Source organism: Paenibacillus sp. FSL H8-0122, from assembly GCF_038005345.1.
Taxonomy (GTDB): Bacteria; Bacillota; Bacilli; order Paenibacillales; family Paenibacillaceae; genus Paenibacillus_AQ.
In genome coordinates this window covers 5,622,536-5,643,745 of record NZ_JBBOTB010000001.1, presented here as the reverse complement: position 1 = coordinate 5,643,745, position 21,210 = coordinate 5,622,536, and the positions used below count along the sequence as shown (strand labels likewise).

The 21,210-nt window shown below is 55.7% G+C and carries 15 protein-coding genes; 12 read left to right on the top strand and 3 right to left on the bottom strand.

Annotation, left to right across the window (positions count from 1 at the left end):
• Positions 1–75: 75 nt before the first annotated feature.
• The 6 genes from rbsK (at position 76) to NSS64_RS24265 (ending at position 5,396) form a co-directional block, all read left to right on the top strand.
• On the top strand, positions 76–1,014 hold the full coding sequence (gene rbsK / locus NSS64_RS24290; protein ID WP_341141804.1) for a ribokinase: 939 nt from the start codon (positions 76–78) through the stop codon (positions 1,012–1,014).
• A gap of 112 nt (positions 1,015–1,126) precedes the next feature.
• Positions 1,127–1,891, top strand: a complete 765-nt coding sequence (gene aroD, locus NSS64_RS24285; RefSeq protein ID WP_341141803.1) for a type I 3-dehydroquinate dehydratase — start codon at positions 1,127–1,129, stop codon at positions 1,889–1,891.
• A gap of 173 nt (positions 1,892–2,064) precedes the next feature.
• Positions 2,065–2,757: a response regulator transcription factor gene (locus NSS64_RS24280; RefSeq protein WP_340978564.1), complete on the top strand. Its 693-nt coding sequence runs from the start codon at positions 2,065–2,067 to the stop codon at positions 2,755–2,757.
• Positions 2,754–4,121: a sensor histidine kinase gene (locus NSS64_RS24275; protein ID WP_340978565.1), complete on the top strand. Its 1,368-nt coding sequence runs from the start codon at positions 2,754–2,756 to the stop codon at positions 4,119–4,121. Before NSS64_RS24280 ends, NSS64_RS24275 begins: the two co-directional genes overlap by 4 nt.
• The gene (locus NSS64_RS24270; RefSeq protein WP_341141802.1) at positions 4,118–4,720 is read left to right on the top strand and encodes a PepSY domain-containing protein; all 603 of its coding nucleotides are present in this window, start codon (positions 4,118–4,120) and stop codon (positions 4,718–4,720) included. The genes NSS64_RS24275 and NSS64_RS24270 overlap by 4 nt, the downstream gene beginning before the upstream one ends.
• Before the next feature lie 115 nt (positions 4,721–4,835).
• Complete coding sequence (locus tag NSS64_RS24265; RefSeq protein WP_341141801.1) at positions 4,836–5,396, top strand: PepSY domain-containing protein; 561 nt, start codon at positions 4,836–4,838, stop codon at positions 5,394–5,396.
• 78 nt (positions 5,397–5,474) lie between these two features.
• Here the strand turns inward: NSS64_RS24265 and NSS64_RS24260 are convergent, their stop codons facing one another.
• Both NSS64_RS24260 and NSS64_RS24255 read right to left on the bottom strand, forming a co-directional pair.
• Positions 5,475–6,239, bottom strand: coding sequence for a MerR family transcriptional regulator (locus NSS64_RS24260; protein WP_341141800.1), 765 nt, complete (start codon positions 6,237–6,239; stop codon positions 5,475–5,477).
• A gap of 243 nt (positions 6,240–6,482) precedes the next feature.
• Entirely contained in the window at positions 6,483–7,235 is a 753-nt protein-coding gene (locus NSS64_RS24255; protein WP_340978571.1) for a 3'-5' exonuclease, read from the bottom strand.
• A gap of 213 nt (positions 7,236–7,448) precedes the next feature.
• Between NSS64_RS24255 and NSS64_RS24250 the strand changes: the two genes are divergently transcribed.
• The 6 genes from NSS64_RS24250 to NSS64_RS24225 all read left to right on the top strand — a co-directional run bounded on the left by NSS64_RS24250 (position 7,449) and on the right by NSS64_RS24225 (position 20,452).
• Complete coding sequence (locus tag NSS64_RS24250) at positions 7,449–7,868, top strand: hypothetical protein (protein ID WP_340944062.1); 420 nt, start codon at positions 7,449–7,451, stop codon at positions 7,866–7,868.
• A 13-nt stretch (positions 7,869–7,881) separates the two neighbouring features.
• Positions 7,882–12,867, top strand: coding sequence for a DUF4132 domain-containing protein (locus tag NSS64_RS24245; RefSeq protein WP_341141799.1), 4,986 nt, complete (start codon positions 7,882–7,884; stop codon positions 12,865–12,867).
• Between the two features lie 610 nt (positions 12,868–13,477).
• On the top strand, positions 13,478–15,598 hold the full coding sequence (locus NSS64_RS24240) for a LuxR C-terminal-related transcriptional regulator (RefSeq protein ID WP_341141798.1): 2,121 nt from the start codon (positions 13,478–13,480) through the stop codon (positions 15,596–15,598).
• 279 nt (positions 15,599–15,877) lie between these two features.
• Entirely contained in the window at positions 15,878–17,449 is a 1,572-nt protein-coding gene (locus NSS64_RS24235; RefSeq protein WP_340944057.1) for a methyl-accepting chemotaxis protein, read from the top strand.
• 14 nt (positions 17,450–17,463) lie between these two features.
• On the top strand, positions 17,464–17,892 hold the full coding sequence (locus NSS64_RS24230; RefSeq protein ID WP_341141797.1) for a chemotaxis protein CheW: 429 nt from the start codon (positions 17,464–17,466) through the stop codon (positions 17,890–17,892).
• A gap of 34 nt (positions 17,893–17,926) precedes the next feature.
• Positions 17,927–20,452 carry a chemotaxis protein CheW gene (locus tag NSS64_RS24225; RefSeq protein WP_341141796.1) on the top strand — a complete coding sequence of 842 codons (2,526 nt, stop codon included), beginning with the start codon at positions 17,927–17,929 and terminating at the stop codon, positions 20,450–20,452.
• On the opposite strand, the gene NSS64_RS24220 is transcribed toward NSS64_RS24225, so the two are convergent.
• Positions 20,415–21,155: a spermidine synthase gene (locus NSS64_RS24220; RefSeq protein WP_340944050.1), complete on the bottom strand. Its 741-nt coding sequence runs from the start codon at positions 21,153–21,155 to the stop codon at positions 20,415–20,417. The genes NSS64_RS24225 and NSS64_RS24220 overlap by 38 nt on opposite strands.
• Between the last annotated feature and the right edge of the window lie 55 nt (positions 21,156–21,210).

Here is a 21,210-nt window from a genome sequence, read left to right as displayed (position 1 = left end):
ATAAATGTACAAGCTTCATCTAAATCATAAGCTAAACCATAAAGCAAACAATAAACCAAGTGGTGGTGTAAAGGATTGAGTATAGTCGTAATTGGAAGTCTGAATATGGATATGGTCGTACGGGCAGAGCGCGCGCCGGAGGCGGGTGAGACCCTGTTCGGTCAGGGATTTGCTCTGTCTCCGGGCGGAAAAGGGGCGAATCAGGCCGTCGCGGCGGCCAGACTGGGCGCGGATGTGACGATGATCGGCAGAGTGGGGAAGGATGCTTTTGGCAGCGGGCTGCTGGAGATTATGGAGCAGGAGCGGGTTCATACTGCGTATATCTCACAGAGTGAATCCCAGGCTACAGGGGTGGCTTCCATTGTGGTGGACGGTGCCGGTGAGAACCGGATCATTGTGGTGCCTGGCGCGAATGTGGAGATGAAGCCGGAGGATATTGAAGCACTTGAGACCGTGATCAGCGGTGCCGGGATCGTGGTGATGCAGCTGGAGACGGATCTGGCGATGTGCGAGGCTGCAGCAGTCCTGGCTTACCGGCATGGGATTCCGGTGATTCTTAATCCAGCTCCGGCCCAGCCGCTGAGCGATGAGCTGCTGCACCATGTCGCCTACCTGACTCCGAATGAGACAGAGGCGGGGATTCTGGCCGGCATCTCTGTGGAGAGTGTGGAGGATGCAGAGCGTGCGGCCCGGATGATGCTGTCAAAAGGGGTCCGGCACGTCATTGTAACGCTGGGCTCCAAAGGGGCGCTAATCGTGGATGCTGCCGGAAGCCGGCATGTCCAGGGGTTCCCGGTGCAGGCGGTAGATACGGTGGCAGCCGGAGATTCCTTCAACGGGGCGCTGGCCTGGCAGCTGACCTGCGGCAGGACGCTGGAGGAGGCGGTCCGCTTCGCCAATGCGGTCGGTGCGCTGGCGGTTGGCAAGACCGGTGCGATTGCTTCTCTGCCCAGACTGGAAGAGGTAGAGCAGTTCCTGCGGACAGCTGCTAATGCGGAGCCACAAGACCTGTAGATCCCAGTAGATTCCGTATGTGAGATAGAGGAAGCAGATGCTAATAGACAAATTAAGCGGGGAGCGTCAGAGGAAGCGCTGAGACTCCGGGTCCGCTAAGGAGCTGACACGTTTGAGCGGTACAGTAACCGTCAAGAATATAACCCTCGGAGAAGGGATGCCCAAAATCTGTGTTCCGCTGGTCGGAACAACGCGAACGGAGCTGCGTGAAGAAGCTGAGGCTTTGCTCGCACTGGCGCCGGATGTGGTGGAGTGGCGCAGTGATTTCTTCACGGAGGTGGAAGATATTAATGCCGTAACCCAGGTGCTGGAAGACATTCAGCGTCTGCTGCCGGAGATTCCGCTGATCTTCACCTTCCGCAGCGCCAGGGAGGGCGGGGAGAAGGAAATCTCCACCGCCTATTACTTCGAGTTGAACCTGGCTGCGGTAGAGAGCGGACTGGTGGATATTGTGGATGTGGAGCTGTTCCATGAGGAAGCGGAAGTCCGCAAGCTGATTGCCGCAGCGCATGCGCAGGCGGTGTTCGTGATTGTCTCGAATCATGATTTCCACGGGACGCCGTCCGAGGAGGAGATTGTCTCCCGGCTGCGCCGGGCGCAGGAGCTGGGCGGCGATCTGCCCAAGATTGCCGTAATGCCGCAAGGTCCAGCCGATGTGCTGACCTTGCTGGCGGCGACGAACCGGATGCAGGAGCAGTATGCGGACCGTCCGATCATTACGATGTCGATGGCCGGGGAGGGCGTGATCAGCCGGCTGGCCGGAGAGATCTTCGGCTCGGCGCTGACCTTCGGTGCGGCGCATAAGCCTTCGGCACCGGGGCAGGTGGCAGTTGCCGAGCTGCGCGGTGTGCTTACGCTGCTGCACCGCAGCTTGTAGCGGCTGCCGGTACAGACGCAGCAGGAATGGGGATAGACAGGGTGTTTCCGGCCGGGATTACGGTGGAAGCACCCTTTTGCATATAGAGAGATAGCAAATAGCGGGCGGAGTTTGAAAGTGTAGCTGCCCATGCCCTACAATGGAGGCAATCAAGTAGAAGGGGCGGAGCGCCGATGACAGAATTGATTCTGGTTGTGGAGGATGAGGTGAGAATTGCCCGTCTGCTGCAGATAGAGCTGGAATGCGAGGGATACCGTGTGTCCATTGCCGGGAGCGGCCATCAGGGGCTGGAGATGTACCAGGAGCAGCAGCCGGATCTGTTATTGCTGGATGTGATGCTGCCTGGATTCAGCGGCATAGAGCTGCTGCGGCGAATCCGGGCGGGTGATTCCGATACGCCGGTGCTGCTGCTTACAGCCAAAAGCTCGGTAGAGGATAAAGTATCAGGCCTGGACCTTGGGGCCAATGATTATATTACGAAGCCGTTTCAAATTGAGGAGCTGCTGGCGCGTGTCCGTGCTGCGCTGCGGCTGGCCTCGGGGCGGAGGAGAGAGGAAGCCGTCAACCTGCTGATGGCAGATGATCTGGAGCTGAACGAAGCTACGCGGGAGGTGAAGCGGGCAGGCCGGAGCATCGAGCTGACTCCCCGGGAGTTCGACCTGCTGGTCTACCTGCTGAAGAATAAGCGCCAGGTGCTGAACAGGGAACAGATCATGGCTGCCGTCTGGGGGTACGATTATTACGGCGATACGAATATTGTGGATGTCTATATCCGCTATGTCCGCAAGAAAATCACGCTGGACCACCAGCCTGAATTGATTCATACCGTGCGGGGCGTTGGTTATGTGCTGAAGGATGCCCCATGAAGCTGCGGAGCACCATTCATCTGTATTCCAGCGTGCTGTTTGCCGTGCTTCTTGTCCTTATGAATCTGTTCATCTACGCCGTGTTCAGCCGGATGTCACTAGACAGCCAGCTCGGGCAGGCTTCTGCCGAGACGGTTAGAATCGCTGCCGCGATTAGAAAAGCCGGAGACGGGGTAACGGCACCGGAGCTGCTCCGGGCTTATGTGCCGGTGGAGGGAATGCTGCGGCTGCTCTCTGCGGACGGTAGCGGACCGGCGCCAGTCACCTCAGTCTCCGGGCAGGAGATCAGCCGGGTGAAGCCGGTCTACCATTCCGGGAAGCAGGCGGAGCGGGTCCGGGTGGACGGACGCTTGTACGCGTTCGTAAGCATTCCCGTCATCTGGACGGACGGGAACGTCCTGAATCTCCAGATGACCAAAAGTCTGGAGAGCACGATGGATACGCTGCGGGTGCTGCGGCTGGTCCTGGCCGGGGCTGCGCTTGCGGCGCTGCTTCCGCTGCTGCTCTCCAGCCGCCTGTTGTCGGGCCTGATTATGCGGCCCATCGTGCAAATGACGGCGACTATGCGGGAGATTCAGCGCAGCGGGAAATTCCGCAGGCTTCCGCTGGAAGCACACTCGAAGGATGAGCTGGTGGAGATGGGGCATACCTTCAACGAAATGATAGGCCTCCTGGAGAGTAATTATGTGAAGCAGGAGAAATTTGTGTCGGATGCCTCCCATGAGCTGCGCACACCGCTGACGGTTATTGAGAGCTATGCCAGTCTGCTGAAGCGTAGAGGGCTGGATCACCCGGAGCTGTTTGATGAATCGGTTGAGGCCATACACTCCGAAGCTGTGCGGATGAAGGAAATGACGGAGCAGCTGCTATTGCTGGCAAAGCACCCGGAGCAGTGGGATCTGGAGCTGAAGGTGATAGATCTGGAGGAGCTGGCCCGTTCTTCGGCGAAGGCTTTTCATAATGCGTACGGGAGAGAGGTCACGGTTCAGGTCAAGGGGCCGGCTGAGGGCTACAGCGATGAAGCGAAGCTCCGGCAGTTGCTGTTCATCTTCCTGGACAATGCCCGCAAATACAGCGATGAGCAGATAACCGTGCGTATTGAGGCTTCCGGGCAGGAACGGATGATTGTGATTACCGACCGCGGCATTGGAATTCCGCCGGAGGAGCTGCCGAAGATATTCGACCGTTTCTACAGAGTGGATGAGGCGAGAACCCGTGAGAATGGAGGGGCAGGCCTGGGGCTGTCGCTTGCCGCAGAGATCGCGGGGGCGATCGGAGCGGAGCTGTCCATGGATAGTACGGTAGGCCTGGGAACCTCGGTGACGATCCGTATGGCTGCGGACCGCAGGGGAGGTGGACAATGAACCAGCATCCAAGGAACAAGAGCAAAATGTACAAGGCAGTCATAGGTATGGTTGTCTTCCTGTTGCTGGCTTGGGTTGCCTTCTGGATATTCGGGAAGGATTCGGAGCCGCTGTTATCCAGAGATCAGGCGGAGCAGGCCGTGCTGAACGAATATGCCGGTAAGGTAGAGAGTCTGAAGCTGCAAGCTGGAGCTTATGTAGCAGAGCTTCAGACGGAGCAGGGACGGTATGAGCTGAAGCTGGACGGGGTTAGCGGCGAGATTCTCTCCATCGTGCTGTTGAAGCGCGCGGACGAACCGGCGGTGCAGCCTACGTCTGCCGCTACTCCAGCGCCATCTGGAGGAGCTGAGGCTACCCCGTCACCAGCACCTACCCCGGCGGCGCAGAGCGTAGTCTCCGAAGCGGAGGCTGTCAGGCTCGCTCTGCTTGAGGTACCGGGGAAGCTGGACGATGTGGATACGGGAATCGATGCGGCGGGCGCTTTTTACCTAGTGGAGATTCATACTTCAGACGGGCGTGAGGCCGTAGTCCAGGTGAATGCCATCTCGGGCCATATCATGTCTGTGACCTGGGAAGAGCCGGATGGGGACGATTACTAGTGCTCTGTTTACTTTTTTCTCAGCGAATTCTAATGTTGCTCCCGCTGTTCTCTCAGATTGTAGCGTTATAGTTACTACATGAAGCAGCGAAGAATGAACTTAGGAGGCGTTAACATTGAAGACAAAGATATGGAGCAGTATCACGGCGGCAGCACTTATTCTCGGTGGCGCTTATGGTATAGGCGAGCTGAAGGGCAGTACGGCAGAAGCAGCCGCAGCAGTGAAGAGTCAGAGCAAAACGTTAATTAGTGTAAGCAAAGCCGAGCAGATTGCCTTGAAGGCAGCTCCGGGACAGGTGGAGAGCATCGATCTGGAGAAGAAGGCCAGCGGCACGTATTACGATATCGAAATTCAGCAGACCAAGCAGGAGATAGATGTCCGGGTAGATGCGTATTCGGGAAAAGTGATCAGCCTGCGCAAGGATGCAGACAATGGTGACTCTCATAAGGCAGCTCCGGCCTCAGGCGGGAAGATGATTACCGCAGGCAAGGCGGCTGAGGTGGCTCAGGCTGCTGTGAAGGGGACGGTTACCGAGATAGATCTGGACCGGGAGCACGGGGGCGCTGTCTACGAGGTTGAAATCAGGAACGGGCAGGTCAAGACAGAAGTAGGTGTCGATGCGTATACTGCCAAGGTTGTGTACACCGATACCGATTCCGACGAGGATGATGATTGAGCTGGAATAACGTTTCAGCATAAAAAAGAGAGGCAGCCGTTAATCCGGCTGCCTCTTTGCTATGCCAAACGATTACGTCTACTGCTTCGCTCCAGTATACACATGCACCGCATCCCGCAGGAACGCGGCCATGCCGGGGCGGCGCTGGTCGTAATAAGCGGTGAAGCGCTCATCCTGGACATACATCTGGGCAACACCGGCATGGGCTTCCTTGGTGTACGTATCCCAGTAGAAGCTTAGCCACTGGCGGTGCAGATCGGCGGCCTTTTGCGCCAGTTCGCTTGCCGGGCCGCCTTCCTCCATCGCCTGCTCCAGTGACGCGAACATATCGGCCTCCAGTTGTTGAAGGGCAGCGTACTGCTCCTCCGTCATATGGCTGAGCTTGCGGTTCGATTGCTCCACAGCTTCCGCGCCGTATTGCTCCCGGATCTCCTGGCCGTACTTCTGCTCGTTATCGTCAATCAGCTTCTGCTTGAAGCCTGCGAATTTCTCCTGATTGCTCATTATACTTCTCCCTTCTGTGTGTGCAATGGTCTGCTCGACGTTCGCGATGAGCCGGTCCAGCTGCGCTCTACGCTGAAGCAGCTGGTCATGGTGCTCCCGCAGGGCGCGGGCGCTGTCGAAGGAGGGCGAATGGACAATATCCCTGATCGCCTCCAGGCTGAGGCCCAGTTCCCGGTAGAACAGAATCTGCTGCAACAGGTCTACCTCGGCCTGGCTGTAGATCCGGTATCCCGAGGAGCTGATTCTGGCCGGCTTCAGAATGCCGAATTCATCGTAATACCGCAGGGTCCGTGCACTGATCCCCGCGAGTGTCCCCAGCTTCTGCACCGTATATTCCATAGTCCTATCTGCCTCCAATCTGTCTTGGCGTATACAGCAGAGAACGGGTTCAAGGCGTTCCCGCAGGGTAAGCGGCCGCTTACATATCTAACTGTACACTTTAACGTAACGGCAAGGTCAACTCTTTATTTGGTAGAATAACCGGACAGAGGGGCGGGTAACCGTGGGTGCTGGAAAAGCAAACAGCGGCAACCGCCCGGGCTATGCCTCGGGAGATTGCCGCTGCTGTGCGCGGGTAGGGGGCTATTTCTTGCCAAGCTGGGCGGTGAAATACGCCTTAAGCTCTGCCAGCTTCCGGGGGTCCGCCAGGGCATCCTCCGCAGGGAAGTAATGCTCGGCGACCAGCTCCCAGGTGGGGACGATTTTCTGGGCGGTCATCGCTTTGATGGCGATCTTAACCGTCTTGCGCTCCCTGGCGTTCGAGAAGGTATCGACATAATGCTGCGACCGCCCGAAGTCCAGCTCGTTGAAGACTGCGCGGAAGATCTCCGCCGTCATCTTGGCATCGTCCAGCGCGCGGTGGGCGGAGCCGGAAGGCTCCAGGCCGAAGAGGGCCATAGCCCCTTCTACGCTGATGTCGTTACTGAGGCCGCGGGCGCGCAGGACGCCCTTAAGCAGATCGAAGTAGGTGGCCTCCATCCAGTAGGCATCATCCATCTTGTGCATCCGCACATCCTGGATAATCCGCTTCATATCCTCGCCGCCCCAGGTTAAGAGCAGCACGCCGTCAGCACTCTGGTCGAGCCACGCTCTGAAGGCGGTAATCACCTTCGGGAACCGGCTGGCGACGTCGATATCCTCCTGGGGGATGCCGGTTTTTTTCTTGATGAATGAATTCAGGGTGGAGAAGTATATGGGTCTGATTAAGGCTGAGAATTCATCCTTAACCTGCAATGAAGCGTCTAACCGGACCGCTCCGATCTCAATGACCTCCATGGGATGCTCGCTGGCAAATTTGCGGCCGTTGAATTCGATGTCCAGAATAATATAATCCACAGGTAATGCCTCCGTTTCAGTGACTGGCGCCAAGATTGCCCGGAAATGCGCCGACCCTTCTATTTTAGCAAAAAAAGCGCTGTACAGATACCGGATGCCCTGTATCCGCACAAATTTGAATTTTCGGCCGGGGGAACGGGTTGATATCTGCGAAATCGGGTAATGAACAAGATAATCTGTCGAATAGAGCTATTGAGGTAAGGAGGGAAGGCCATGAAGCTGTATGTAACCGTCAAAAGCCTGGGGAAACGCAAGGCGGTGCTGGAGCGGAAGGAGCTGCTGCTTGCGTCCCATCCGCAGACGCTTCGCGCACTGATCTCGGAGATTGTAGCCGGGCAGGTGCAGGCGATGCGGGAGCGCCAGGAGCAGGGGGAGCTGATCCCCTACCTGACCGCAAGTGAAATTGCGGAGCAGGGCGATAACGGCAAGGTCGGGTTCGGCACAGTGTACGGTGAGACGAAGCCTGAGGTAGAGCAGGCTACGGCAGCGGCACTGCTTGCTTTTGAAGACGGATTGTATAAGGTGTTCGTGCAGGAAGAGGAATGCTCCGCGCTGGATGAGCCGCTGAGGCTCGAAGAGGGCGATGAGCTGACGCTGATCCGGTTCACGATGCTGGCAGGAAGATTATGGTGAGGGAGATGACAGGATGAAGTTCGGAAATGCAGAGTGGGAGACTCAGTGGTACGAAGAGATCGAGAGTAAAGCGAAGGGGCTCAAAGGGGAAGGCGCAGAGCTTGCACCTCTGCTGGCAGAGTTCAGCAAGACCCGCTACCTCCATGAAGGGGAGGATTCGCTGGACCGCTTCATGGCTATACTGGAAGCGCGTGCAGACGCTGCCCGGAGTGATTTTGCCGGTTACTGGGAGCCTCTGTTCCAAGTCATGCAGCAGCTGTACAGCACACATACTGTTGAGCTTGCCCGTTACATAGTTAATCATGCGATGGAGTACCCTTATGCCATAGGGTATCTGCGCCGGCCGTTCCGTACCCGGGAGGTTCAGCCGCACCGGCTGCAGATTCTTCGTAAAATCAATGCTCTGATCTATATGGAGATGGTTGAATTCTCGCTGCCGGAATATTTCAAGGGCAATCTGGATAAAGACTACAGTACCTCCTACCGTGTGGATGTGGCTGTTCCGGATGTAGTCGCCTATGAGCTGGACCGCGGCGGCAGCGGCATGGAGGATCTGCTCAAGGAAGCCGTATATGGAGACAACCAGGCGGCGCAGCTTAGTCACAGTATGCTGAAGGGTGTATTCCTCAGCCACAATCAGGCGGCTATGCATATGGTAGGTGAGCTGCTGGTCGCTGCCCGTCTGCAGGAGGGGCTGCGGCAGTCGGTTGTCGAACGGATGGATGAGGGGACGATAGAGAATAACCTCTATATGCTGAAGGTGATTCTCGACAATGATCTCGTGCGCTACAGCTCGGTGGTTCGTGCCCTGGGCGTATGGACAGGCATGGGCCTGGAAGCGCAGAACCAGCGGGTGGCGAAGCAACTGGTAGAAGGTGCCTATCAGGTGCTGACGGATGAAGCGCTGCGCGAGGAATGGCTGACCAGTGAGAATGCCAACCATGTCTACCTTGGCTTGTGGGGGACGGCAGTCTATGAAGAGAATGCGCTAATCGGCAAGGTTGACGTTCTCATGGAGCAGGGACAGTTGTACCAGAAGATTGTAGCCCAGTATGTACTCTCGAACAGCCAGAACCAGGAGGTCCGCCTGCGCAGCGCCCGGCAGCATCTGAACGGGCAGGAGCCGGAGCTGCTGTACTGGATTCTGATGAACTACAACTACGATTATGACCGGATGTGGAGAGGGCCGAAGGATAACGGTCCACGAATCGAGGTCAGAACCAGCCCCCAGCTTGCGGATAAAAGCGAGCGGCAGCGCGACTTCAGCCTGCTGAAGGACATCTTCCTGAATCCGGACAGCCGGGAGCAGAGCGGTCCGTCCAAGGTGCTGGACTTCGTGCAGATTAACTATACCCGTGATCTGCCGGTACAGAAGATGCTCTATCTGATCTCTTATGACATGGACCCGGCCTGGGTGAACGAACTGCTTGCCCATAAGGACAAGCTGAGCCCGGATATGCGCGGGGAGCTGCTGAACTACTTCGTGCAGGATGCAGAGGATGCTGTGCAGCGCGAATTCATCTTCGCCAGCCTCTCCGACAAAAGCATGAAGAACCGCGAGCTTGCGCTGAAGCTGGCGCAGGAGCTGACGCTGGCGGAGGATGAGCTGCTGATGGCGGAAGGGCTGTTGAAGCTCAAGACCGGCACGCTGCGCCAGAGCGTCACCCTCATGCTGCTGAATCAGCCGGAGGAAACGCTGGAGGCTTCCATCCGCAGGCTCGTGCAAGGCAAGAATGCCTTGCAGCGGCAGGCGGGGCTTGAGATTATGACGGTGCTGTTCGAGGATGAAGAGCGGCAGGCGCTGTTCGAAGCCGTGCGGCCGCTGGCGGAGGAGCTGGTGAAGCCTTCTGACCAGGAGCGTGAGCTGATCGGAAGGCTGAGCCGGAAGAACGAGTATACCAAGGCGAACGGCTTCGGCTTGTTCGATCCGAAGTTGACGGAGGAGTGGCTGGCTCAGCGGCCGGCAGCGGACGGATTCGAGTGGGATCAGGTGTTCAAGCTCTCGCTGGAGCAGATCAAGAAGTTTCTTAAGGAGCTGGACAACACCGTTCACAAGCACCGCGATGTGGAGTATGAGGTCGAATACTACAGCGGATATAAGGATACGCTGCTGATCGGTACCAATCTCAGACCGCTGCAGGGGTACTTATTGAACGATGAGGAGAGTGGAAAATCGGCTCTCGGGCAGTACCCGCTGCATGAGGTATGGGCTGAATATTGGGACAAGAGCGGCTGGAGCGCCCGGGATCTGATGGAGCTGAACTTCTATATGAGCCTGGAAGAGCTGGATGAGACCCTGGATAACTATGACGGTTATGATACGATGGGCATCGATGACGATGAACTCAGCAAGCAGAAGCTGCTGTCCGGCTGGCGTAAGGAGTTCGCGGCTAAAATCTACCCGCTGGAGCAGCTCGAGGCTGTGATGAAGCTGGTGGACAAGCTGAAGTACAGATGGCAGGTAGAATCGCTGCTGGATGCGTTCCGTGCCGACCACAAGAGCCCGGAGAGCTTCCGGTTGGTAAATGGTGCGGTGAATGCCCTGGTGGCTGCCTTCCCTGAAGAGAAGCTGGCGGCGGACTGGCCCTTCCTCTCGGTTCTGGCTGATCCGTGGATCGATATGGTCCAGAAGCTGTGGAAGGGACCGGAGGAGTTCAAGGAGATGTTCCGTACCTGCTACCGGTTCGAGAGGATCAGCGGCGGCGAAGAGCGGGACAGCATCATCGGGCTGAAGCACTATGTCGAGGCCTTCACTGGTGGCATCATCCGCGAGGAGACGCTGCTTAAGGAGCTGCTGCTGAGTACGGATGCACGTAACCATATGAGTTGGATCAGTTCACGCAGATACGATTGGATTGAGAACAGTCCAGAGATGGTTGCACTGCGTACACGGATCATCGACCTTCTGCTGGCGGTTGAGCTGGGGCGCGGCGACCTGCCGACCGAAGTGACCGGCATGACGATGGGGCTGCAGCGGATCGAGGGCCTGGAGTATTGTATCCGTATCCTGTCAGGGCTGAACAAGGATACCTTCGTGCGCGGGTACGTGTATGGCTATGGCAACAATATTACGAAGAAGGAATCCTTCAGCCATCTGCTGAAGGTATGTTATCCGCGTGAGGGCGATAATGCGGAGCTGCTGAAGACCTTGCTGCAGGAGTACAAGCTGTCCGATCAAAAGCTGCTGGAAGCCGCCATGTATGCCCCCCAGTGGATAGAGATCATTGCCGGATACCTGGGCTGGGAAGGGCTGCGCAGCGGGGCCTGGTACTTCCATGCCCACATCAACGAGAGCTTCTCGGCCGAGAAGGAGACAGTGGTGGCGCATTACTCGCCGATCACCCCGCAGGAGTTCAATGACGGCGCCTTCGATGTGAACTGGTTCCAGTCAGCGTATGAGGCGCTTGGCCAGGAACGCTTCGAGCTGCTCTATGATTGTGCCAAATATATCTCCGCCGGTGCGAACCACCGCCGCTCCCAGCTGTTCGCCGATGCTACGCTCGGCAAGCTGAGCCTGAAGGAGATGAAGGAATCGGTGGAGCAGAAGCGGAATAAAGAGCATCTGCTCAGCTACAGCCTGATTCCGCTGGAGGCAGACCGGGAGAAGGATATCCGCGGGCGGTATGAATTCATCCAGCGCTTCCTGGCGGAGAGCAAGCAGTTCGGCGCCCAGCGCCGCGCCAGCGAAGGCGCGGTGGCGCAGATTGCGCTCGGCAACCTGGCGCGTAATGCCGGATATGCCGATGTCACCCGCTTGATCTGGGATATGGAAGCTCGTAAGCTGGACGACTATGCCGCGTACTTCGAGCCTTATGCGCTGGATGACGAGACTTATGTCTCGCTCAGCATCGACGAGGAAGGGCAAAGCGATGTTGTGGTGACCAGCAAGGGCAAGGCGCTGAAGTCGGTGCCCGCGCGCTTCAAGAAGCATGAGCGGATCGAAGCGCTGAAGGAGGCCAAGAGCGACCTGACCGGCCAGTTCCGCCGCGCCCGCGCTGAGCTGGAGCGGTCGATGGCGTCCGGCGGCACCTTCACGCCGGGTGAGATCGCGGGGCTGAGCCGGAATCCGGTGCTGGCTCCGCTGATCAGCAAGCTGGTGCTGAAGAGCGGCGATGCGCTGGGGTATTATGATGCGGACCAGGGCGCGTTGGTAAGCCCGGCGGGTGAGCGGCAGGCCGTGGACACCGGGGGGGTGCTGCAGATTGCCCATCCGCTGGACTTCTACCGCAGCGGACAATGGAGCCTGTACCAGAAGGACCTGTTCGACCGTCAGCTCCGCCAGCCGTTCAAGCAGGTCTTCCGCGAGCTGTATCTGCCGAATGAGGATGAGCTGGCCCAGGGCGTGCTGTCCCGCCGTTATGCCGGCCATCAGGTGCAGCCGAGCAAGACAGTCGCCCTCCTGAAGGGGCGGCAGTGGACGGTCAGCTATGAGGAAGGGCTGCAGAAGGTGTTCTATGCCGAGAACCTGATCGTCCGGCTCTATGCCATGGCGGATTGGTTCTCGCCAGCGGATACGGAAGCGCCGACACTGGAGACAGTGCAGTTCTTCGACCGGAAGACCTACAAGGGCGTGCCGCTGGATCAGGTGCCGCCCGTGCTGTTCTCGGAGGTTATGCGGGATGTGGATCTCGTCGTCAGCGTAGCCCATGTCGGCGGCGTCGATCCGGAAGCGAGCCTGACGACCGTCGAGATGCGCCGGGTCATCGTCAGCGAATCGCTGCGGCTGCTGAAGATTGAGAACGTCCGGCTGGACGGCAATTATGCGCGGATTGACGGTACGCTCGGCGAGTATGCCGTGCATCTGGGCAGCGGCCAGGCATACAAGCAGGCCGCGGGCGCCCTGTCCATTATTCCGGTGCATTCCCAGCACCGTGGGCGGTTGTTCCTGCCGTTCCTGGACGAGGACCCGCGCACAGCGGAGGTCCTCTCCAAGGTCGTGCTGCTGGCCGACGACACGAAGATCAAAGACCCGCAGATTCTGTCGCAGTTGAGCAGATGAGATGCTGGGCAATAAGCGGTAAGGGGCTAAACGTCTGCTTAGCCAGAGGATACATGGCACCGGTGCTGGAAATATAGCGCCGGTGTTTTTTTGTGCGGAGGAGAGAAGGTGCCTCTTATGGCTGAGGGAGGGTTCGTGTGCCGAATGTATGCGAAAAACCGAACACAATTTGCAGGTTGGGGTGGGTGCGGTCGGAATGTAATCGAAAAACCGATCACATTTTGCTGGCGAGGGGTGATTGGTCGGAATGTAATCGAAAAACCGATCACATTTTGCTGGCGAGGGGTGCCTGGACCGAATGTAATCGAAAAACCGACCACATTTTGCTGGCGAGGGGTACCTGGACCGAATGTAATCGAAAAACCGACCACATTTTGCTGGCGAGGGGTGCGTGGACCGAATGTAATCGAAAAACCGATCACATTTTGCTGGCGAGGGTGCGTTTGCCAAATGATATCTGTCAATCGGCCGGATGATATTTTTTCGCAATTGCGCATTTTTGTATTTGGATTCTTGGACTATAATGCTACGTTTGTAGAATGAAAGGGAGAAAAAGCAGGGAATCAGTGAGGCTATGGCGAATTTTGGAGGGGAAAGTGAGGAATAAGCAATGAAGAACAAGCTCCGCCGAAATCTGCAGTCTTTGCAAGACGCATACGCATCATTATGCGGATTGACAATTATTATTACCGATCAAGCGGACAAACGAATAACAGAACCCTCCGGCTTAACCGAGATGGCATCTCTGTTGTTCGGTTCTCCTTGTGCAACCGCTGAACATGCAATTGCGAATCTGCTGGAAAAGGTCAGGAATGTATCGAAAACTATTGTCTATGAGACCCGCTCCGGGCTGAAAATGCTGGTTACCTCCATCGGGCTCAGTAAGCAAAGGCCCTATTATATTCTGACAGGCGTCTGGGTGGACGGTTGTACGAAAGAGCTGATTACCGGAAGGATTCATGAAACCGTTCCCTCCGGGGAATGGGAGGACTGGATTCAAGCTCTGGATAAGGTGCCGGTATTGGATCAGGAGGGCGTCGCCCGGATTATCAGCCAATTGGACATACTGGCTGATACCGTGCAGGCTCTGCTTGAACGGGAGCAGGGCGGAGAATATTCTGCGTATGACCTGCAGCTTATGAATCTGATTTATCTGCTGGACCCGGCAAGCCCGGAGTGGCTGCAAGGAATACTGGGCATTGTGGTGCGTATTCTTGGAGTAGAATTTGCGGGCTATGCCATGAATGCAGCAGACGGGGACCAATTCACAGTGGTGGAGACAACCGGTATGCCTAAGGATAACTCCCTGCAGGGGGCTTCTTTTTTTTACGGTGAGGGATTTCTGGGACAGGTGGGGCTCTCCAAGCAAATGGGGTACTGGAGGAATGCTGACCGCGATCTCCGGATTTCTTTTTTTGCTGCCCATGGGGTTAGGCCTAAGGTGTTAATCTGCTATCCCATCAAATACAAGGACAAGCTGTATGGGTTATTGTATGCCGGAGATCCGGCCCGCCCGGAGCTGACGGAGGAGCAGGCGGATATGGGCATGCTGGTGGCCCATCAGCTCGCTGCTTCTATGTATCATATGGAGAGCGAAGCGCTATATGAACGTCAAAAGAAGAGGCATGATACCTATAAAGAAATTGTCCAAGGGATTCTGGTTACTCAGGATAAGGAGGATTACCTGCAGCTGTTCATTGAGTTTTTCCAGCAGCAGCTAGGCAGTCCGTTCATGTGCTTGTTATTACATACGCCTGACGAAGCCGGACTGAGGATCTATTCTTCCTCTTCTGCTCCGAATGAGCTGTACACCGTCTACGCAGAAGATGCTGAACAGATCTATTTCGCTGACGGGATACCGGGGTTCAATCTGCTGAACAAGCCGATCCGGCGTGAATGGAAGAGCTGGCAGCTGGTAGAGCATCCTATGGTATTTGAACAAAGGCTGCTGGGGTTATTCACGGTCCAGTTCAGAGATGAGGGGCAGCGGCGGGAATATGAAACGATTTTTCATATGACCAATGTGCTGCTAGTGACCAAGCTGCTTGTGCAGCAGCCTGGCGCTGTGCCCTCCGGGGAGGACATTATGCGGCTGTTACGGGATACATTGCTGACGCAGGAGCCGATAGCGCATAGCAGAGCTGCGGAGATTCAAAGACTTGCACAGGACTTGCTGGAGCCACTAAATCACTCTGCTGAGGAGATTGAATGGATCGGCCATGCCGCATTCCTCGCTCCATATCCTATAGGGCTGCTCCGTGAATATTTGGGTGACATCCCCGCGGTATGCATTCTGCGTCATATGCATTATTACCTGTTGGCTTACAATGGAGAAGAGGATGCAGGAGAAAGTTCCCATCTGTACTTGGCGAAGGTCTTGCTTATGCTCACGAAGTATACGGAGCAAGGCGGCAGGCAATGGAAGGAAACACTTCCTATACCCATAGCCGAACCGCTGATGCGGTCCTTTGAACAACTGATAGCTCCTTCGCCGGTCGCAGCGCAGGAAGTGGGGGGCGTACGGTTTACTACCCGGGAAAGGGATATCCTGGATGGTCTGCTGACGGGCCTCAATAACAAGCAAATTGCGGAGAAGCTGTTTATCAGTACGCATACTGTCAAGAATCACATCACCAAAATATATGAAAAGCTCGGTGTACATAGCAGATCACAGGCCATCTCTCACATGTATCAAGCCACAGGCAAAACAGATTTTCTAAGAAAGCAATGATTACGCAGCATGTAAGCGTACATTGCTTTTTTTGTGCAAATATAAGAATTTATAGGTTTCACGCTATAAATTATCCTTCTATTTCTCGCTGAAACGAATGCCGTCCTTTAAAAGGACGGCAAAGCCGTTTCCACTTGATAAAGGAAAGAAGGCCTGTAGAATACAGGAAGATTATGTCGAAACTTAGGAACCAGTGGCGATAGGCGCAGAGGTCATACGTTATTCATAATAGGGGAAGCTTTGTAGGCTCGACAAAATACATATTGAGGAGTGCTTCATTTGAAACTAAACATCCGCACCAAATTGTTGGGAGGCTTTCTGGTTATTGTAGCGTTGCTTATATTTATCAGCGGGCTATCGATTATGAAAATGGCGGGCATGAACAGTAACTCTGTACAGATGCAGAGCTACAACTTTCCCGCGCTCGTCAATGTTGCCGAGATCCGGACGGAGCTGTACAAGCTGCGCGGTGACTTGTTCAAGCTTATCCTCGAAACCGATGATTCGGTGAAGGCGGAGATTCAGGCAGTTATTAAAGCGGATCAGGACAAGATTGCTGACCGGATGAAGGTCTATGGAGAGCTCGCACTGAATGCGGATCAACGGGCTGCGTTAGAGATCATTAAGCAGAGCGTGGATAACTATAACCAATCCGTACCCAAAGTCAATGAACTGCTGGATAAAGATCAGAATACGCAGGCCTACGGCGTCTTAATCGATGCACTGCCTGATTTGCAGAAGGCTCAGGATACCGCCGATCTGGCCGTCAGTAATGTCATCCAAGGTGCAGATGAACGGATCGACTCTACGGTTGCCAGCTATACCACGGGAAGATTGATGATCCTGATCATCTCCAGCATTGCGGCAATTGCAGCCATTGTGCTTGGTGTCGTGATCTCGCAGGGCATCGTCGGTCCGGTATCCAAGCTGCTCGCTGCAATGGTCCGCATGGCAGGCGGTGACCTCAGGGAGGAGGTTGCGATCAGGAACCGGGACGAGTTCGGACGGCTGGCCGCAGCAGCCAATGAGATGATTACCAGCCTGCGCAAGCTGATTGGCGGAACTGTCGAAGCGGCGCAAAGTGTCGCAGCCTCCTCTGAGGAAATATCGGCAACGACAGAAGAAATCGCCAGCGGCAGCCAATCCCAGGCGCAGGCGGCGCAAAATATCAATCAGCTGGTTCAGGATCTGACCCGGGGCATCGATGAGGTTGCGAAGAATGCCGAGCAGGCATCGGAGCTGTCTCTGCTGACGCGTCAGGGCGCTGAGGAGGGAAGCACTGCGGTCAGAGAATCCGGCCTCGGCATGAGCAATTTGTCGGAGAAGATGGAGCTGCTTGAGCAGGATTCCCAGAAGATCGGCGAGATTATCGAGGTGATTGATGAGATTGCCGAGCAGACCAATCTGCTGGCGCTCAATGCAGCGATTGAGGCCGCGCGTGCCGGCGAGCAGGGACGGGGCTTCGCCGTTGTCGCCGATGAGGTCCGCAAGCTGGCTGAACGGAGCAGTGAAGCTACCAAACAGATTGCCCTGATCATCCGGGTGATGCAGAAGAATACGGTTCTGAGTGTGCAGGCTGTTAGTGACGTATCGGTCCTGTCCGAGCGCACAGAGCGGCTGATCGACGATATCGTTAGCCGGATCAATGATACTGCCCAACAGATTACAGGCATCGCTGCGGCTTGTGAGGAACAGGCGGCGCAGACGAACGGGGTGCTGCTCTCGATTGAATCCATTGCGGCTGGAAGCCAGGAGTCTGCTGCCGCCGCCGAGGAGACGGCCTCCTCTTCGCAAATGCTCGCCTCCTTGGCGGATGAACTGAATAGCTCGGTGTCGGTGTTCAGATTGTAGAGGGGGAGTAAGCCATGCTGGCTGCACGAACGGAGCAGTACATCATCTTCCGGCTAGTACAGGAGAAGCTGGCCATCGCTATCCGGGAGATTGATGAGATTATCAAGATGGAGCCTATCACAGCCGTGCCTAACAGCAAGTCTTTTATTAAGGGCGTGATTAATTTACGCGGCAAAATTATACCGGTGATCAGTCTGTGCAGGCGGTTTGGCCTGGCAGAATCTCCACCGGATGCCCGGTCAAGGATCGTAGTGGTGCATTATCGGCAGGAGGCCATAGGGATTATGGTGGATTCCGTAGAGAAGGTGGCTTCCTTTCATGAGGTGGAACCTCCTCTGGAGTCCCATGAAGTGCAGGGAATGCAGTACATGGACGGGATCGGCATGTGTGCTGAGGAGCTGATCAGCATTCTGAACATCGGGCGTCTGCTAAGTGACGGGTGAAGGCTAACGCATGAAGGCGGGGAGGAGAACAGAAATGAACGAGTTTCATAATAGGATATATTTGGGCGTTTTTCTGGATGAAATGGACGAGCAGCTGCGGTATTTGGATGAGGCCCTGCTCATGCTGGAGAGCAAAGGGTATCAGAATGACCTTATTCAGAGGATCTTCCGGGTCGCACATACGCTCAAGGGCTCATCCGCGGTCATGGGATTCAAGCAGCTTAACCGGCTGACGCATCAGATGGAAAGTGTGCTGGAGCTGCTCAGGGGCAGACAGCTGGACGTAACCTCCGAGTTATTGAACATCCTCTTTGACTGCGTAGACTTCATTAAGGAGCTTCGTCAATCCATTCTGAGCGGTGCGCTGGAGGAGGGGGACATCTCAGAGCTGTTGCGCCGGTTAAAAGAGTTGCGGAAGACAGCAGCCGATTCGCCCGCTCCTGCTGGAGAGGGGCCTGCGCAGGGAGAAGCGGGGGCTGCGCCGGATATTATCTTCGATAATATCCGTAAAGAGCAGATCCAGGCAGCTATAGATCAAGGCTCTGCGGCAATGGCGGTTCATATTCAGCTTGCTGCTGAGGAGCCGATGAAATATGTCCGCGCGAAGCTCGTAGAAGCCAAGCTGCGGGAAACGGGCGAGGTGGTTGCCACCTTCCCCGAGCTGGAATCCCTCGAGAGGGATGCGCAGTTCTCCGGTACTATTGCATATATTCTGCTTACGCAGCAGTCCCGGCAGGATATGATGGACTGTCTGCAGGAAATCTCACAGATTGAAATTATACATACAGATCCTATTACAAAAGCAAACCTCGACACCTTCACCGAAGGAAAAGAGGCTCATAAAAATAACGGCTATGCGGCCCAGACGGTCCGTGTGGATGTGGAGCGGCTGGAGGGACTGCTGAATCTGGTAGGTGAGCTGATTATAGATAATACCAGGCTGCACAGTGTCCGTTCCAGATTAAGCGAGCAGTTCAAGAACAACAGTGATGTTCATCTGCTTAATGATATTGCAGGACATTTGAATATGGTCATCAGCGATCTTCAGGAGGGGATGATGAAGACCCGGATGCTGCCGATGGAGCATCTGTTCGGCCGCTTCCCCCGGATGATCCGGGATTTGGCGCAGAAGTCGGGCAAGGAGATCGAATTCATTATTGAGGGCAATGAGACCGAGCTGGACCGCAGCCTCATTGAGGAGATCAGTGATCCTCTGATCCATATTCTGCGCAACGCCGTGGACCATGGGCTGGAGTCGCCGGAAGAACGTGCAGCTTCGGGCAAGCCTCGGAAAGGGACCATTACGCTGCGGGCAAGTCATCAAGGGAACATGATTTTGATTACGGTATCCGATGACGGCAGGGGCATTGATACCGGCAAGGTTAAAGAAGCCGCTGTGCGTAAAGGCTTCGTCACTACTGATGAAGTGAAGCGCATGACGGACAAAGAGCTGGTGATGCTGATTTTCCGCTCTGGCATCTCAACAGCCCGTACGGTCACAGATTTATCCGGCCGCGGAGTGGGCATGGATATTGTCAAAGCACATATAGAGAAATTAAATGGCGTTATAGATATTGAGACGGTTCCTAATCAGGGGAGTATATTCACGATCAAGGTACCGCTGACTCTTGCCATCATCCGTTCTCTGCTGGTTAAGCTGGGGAGCAGTACCTTTGCCATTCCGCTGATAAATGTCATTGAAATATTCAGAATGACGGCGGAGGATATTGTTACCATCCAGGGACGGGAGGTCTGCCAGTTCCGCGATCAGGTGCTTCCGCTTGTCCGTCTGCATCATATGCTGCAAGTGGAGGAAGGGGAGCATACGGTGAACGGCCGGCTGTTCGTTGTCATCGTCGGCTTCGCGGATAAGCGGGTCTGTCTGGTAGTAGATCAGACGATCGGCAATCAGGAGATTGTCATCAAGTCACTGGGAAGTTACATAGGCAACGTTTCTTATATCGCAGGCTCAACCATACTTGGCGACGGCCGTGTGGCCCATATCCTGGATATAGGCTCGATTGCAAGGGAAACAGGCTCGGCCTACGATACACTGCTCCAAGAGAACACAGTTACGGCAGGGAATCAGGATAGTCAGAGCGGGAAATATATCACCTTCAAGCTGGAGAAGCTGGATTTCGGAATTCCGATCCGTCAAATGAAGGAGATTGTCCCCGTACCGGAGATTCATTCGCTGGTGTCCGCGCCGGCTCATATCCTGGGAATGATTAATCTGCGCGGACTGCTGTTCCCGGTCTATGACATACGGCCCAAGCTCGAAATGGGCTGCGGTGAACAGACGGCCGGCTCCCGGATTCTGATCTGCGAGGTGTCGGGACAGGAAGTAGGGATATGGGTGGATCAGGTGTCAGCGGTGCAACTGCTCGCAAGGGAGCACATGGATGAGGCGCCGGATCACATTCTCCAGAATCCAGAGGTGCTGGATGCCGTCTATAAAGACAACCGCCAGTTTATTCACTTGCTGAATTTGGAGAATATACTCGACCTGGACGCCTGCTGCACTACCGGTCCCGGATCACATGACCGATCCCTGGAGTGATCTCGCTGAAGCCGGCCATGTGGCGGGACTGATAGGGGATCGGCCGGGCGCTGGCGGTCATGAGGATATTGCGCAGATCGGCGGTTCCTTCTGCCGGGAGGGCGAAGGTTCTGGTATATGGATACACTTCACGGAGTGTGGTATGGATGGCACTGATGAAACGGTCATTGCCGCTGCGGCCCATCAGATTCATGATGAGCTGGCCGTGTCCGTTCAGCTTGGCACGGGTAAGTCGGAAGAACTCCAGCGTAGTGAAATGGGGCGGCGTCCCGGCAGCGGTGAAGGCATCAAGCAGGATGTAGTCATGGCCGCGTTCCGGCGCGGCTTCCAGCAGGCTGCGGCCGTCACCGATCAGGATGTTATCCTGCGTGTAGCCAAAGCGGGTTCTGCTGTATTCCACAACCTTCGCATTCACCTCAGCCACCGTAAACTGCTTCTCTGCGAAATAACCGGCAATTGTACCAATCCCGTGTCCGATCAGGAAGACACGCTCGAAATGCGGATTGCCCGCCTCCATCAGATGAATCATCGCCCGGGGATACTCGAAGATCACCCGGCGCGGATGGTCCAGATCCAGTGCGCCCTGAACAGCTTCCCCCGAGAATTGCAGTACCCGGAACCGTCCGGTCTCGCCATATAGCTCGGTTGTATCGTAGACCTCGATGTCCTGAGAGCCGTAGTTAGGATGGGAGGGTGTGTGCAAGCTGATCAGACTCCTTCTGCAGATTGGGATTCGTTCGTTACAACCTTCATAGTAA

Excerpts from the sequence above, each read along its gene's own strand:
- NSS64_RS24280 (WP_340978564.1), top strand. The coding sequence starts at position 2,065 with ATGACAGAATTGATTCTGGTTGTGGAGGATGAGGTGAGAATTGCCCGT.
- NSS64_RS24275 (WP_340978565.1), top strand. The coding sequence starts at position 2,754 with ATGAAGCTGCGGAGCACCATTCATCTGTATTCCAGCGTGCTGTTTGCC.
- NSS64_RS24270 (WP_341141802.1), top strand. The coding sequence starts at position 4,118 with ATGAACCAGCATCCAAGGAACAAGAGCAAAATGTACAAGGCAGTCATA.
- NSS64_RS24260 (WP_341141800.1), bottom strand. The coding sequence starts at position 6,239 with ATGGAATATACGGTGCAGAAGCTGGGGACACTCGCGGGGATCAGTGCA.
- NSS64_RS24250 (WP_340944062.1), top strand. The coding sequence starts at position 7,449 with ATGAAGCTGTATGTAACCGTCAAAAGCCTGGGGAAACGCAAGGCGGTG.
- NSS64_RS24245 (WP_341141799.1), top strand. The coding sequence starts at position 7,882 with ATGAAGTTCGGAAATGCAGAGTGGGAGACTCAGTGGTACGAAGAGATC.
- NSS64_RS24240 (WP_341141798.1), top strand. The coding sequence starts at position 13,478 with ATGAAGAACAAGCTCCGCCGAAATCTGCAGTCTTTGCAAGACGCATAC.
- NSS64_RS24230 (WP_341141797.1), top strand. The coding sequence starts at position 17,464 with ATGCTGGCTGCACGAACGGAGCAGTACATCATCTTCCGGCTAGTACAG.
- NSS64_RS24225 (WP_341141796.1), top strand. The coding sequence starts at position 17,927 with ATGAACGAGTTTCATAATAGGATATATTTGGGCGTTTTTCTGGATGAA.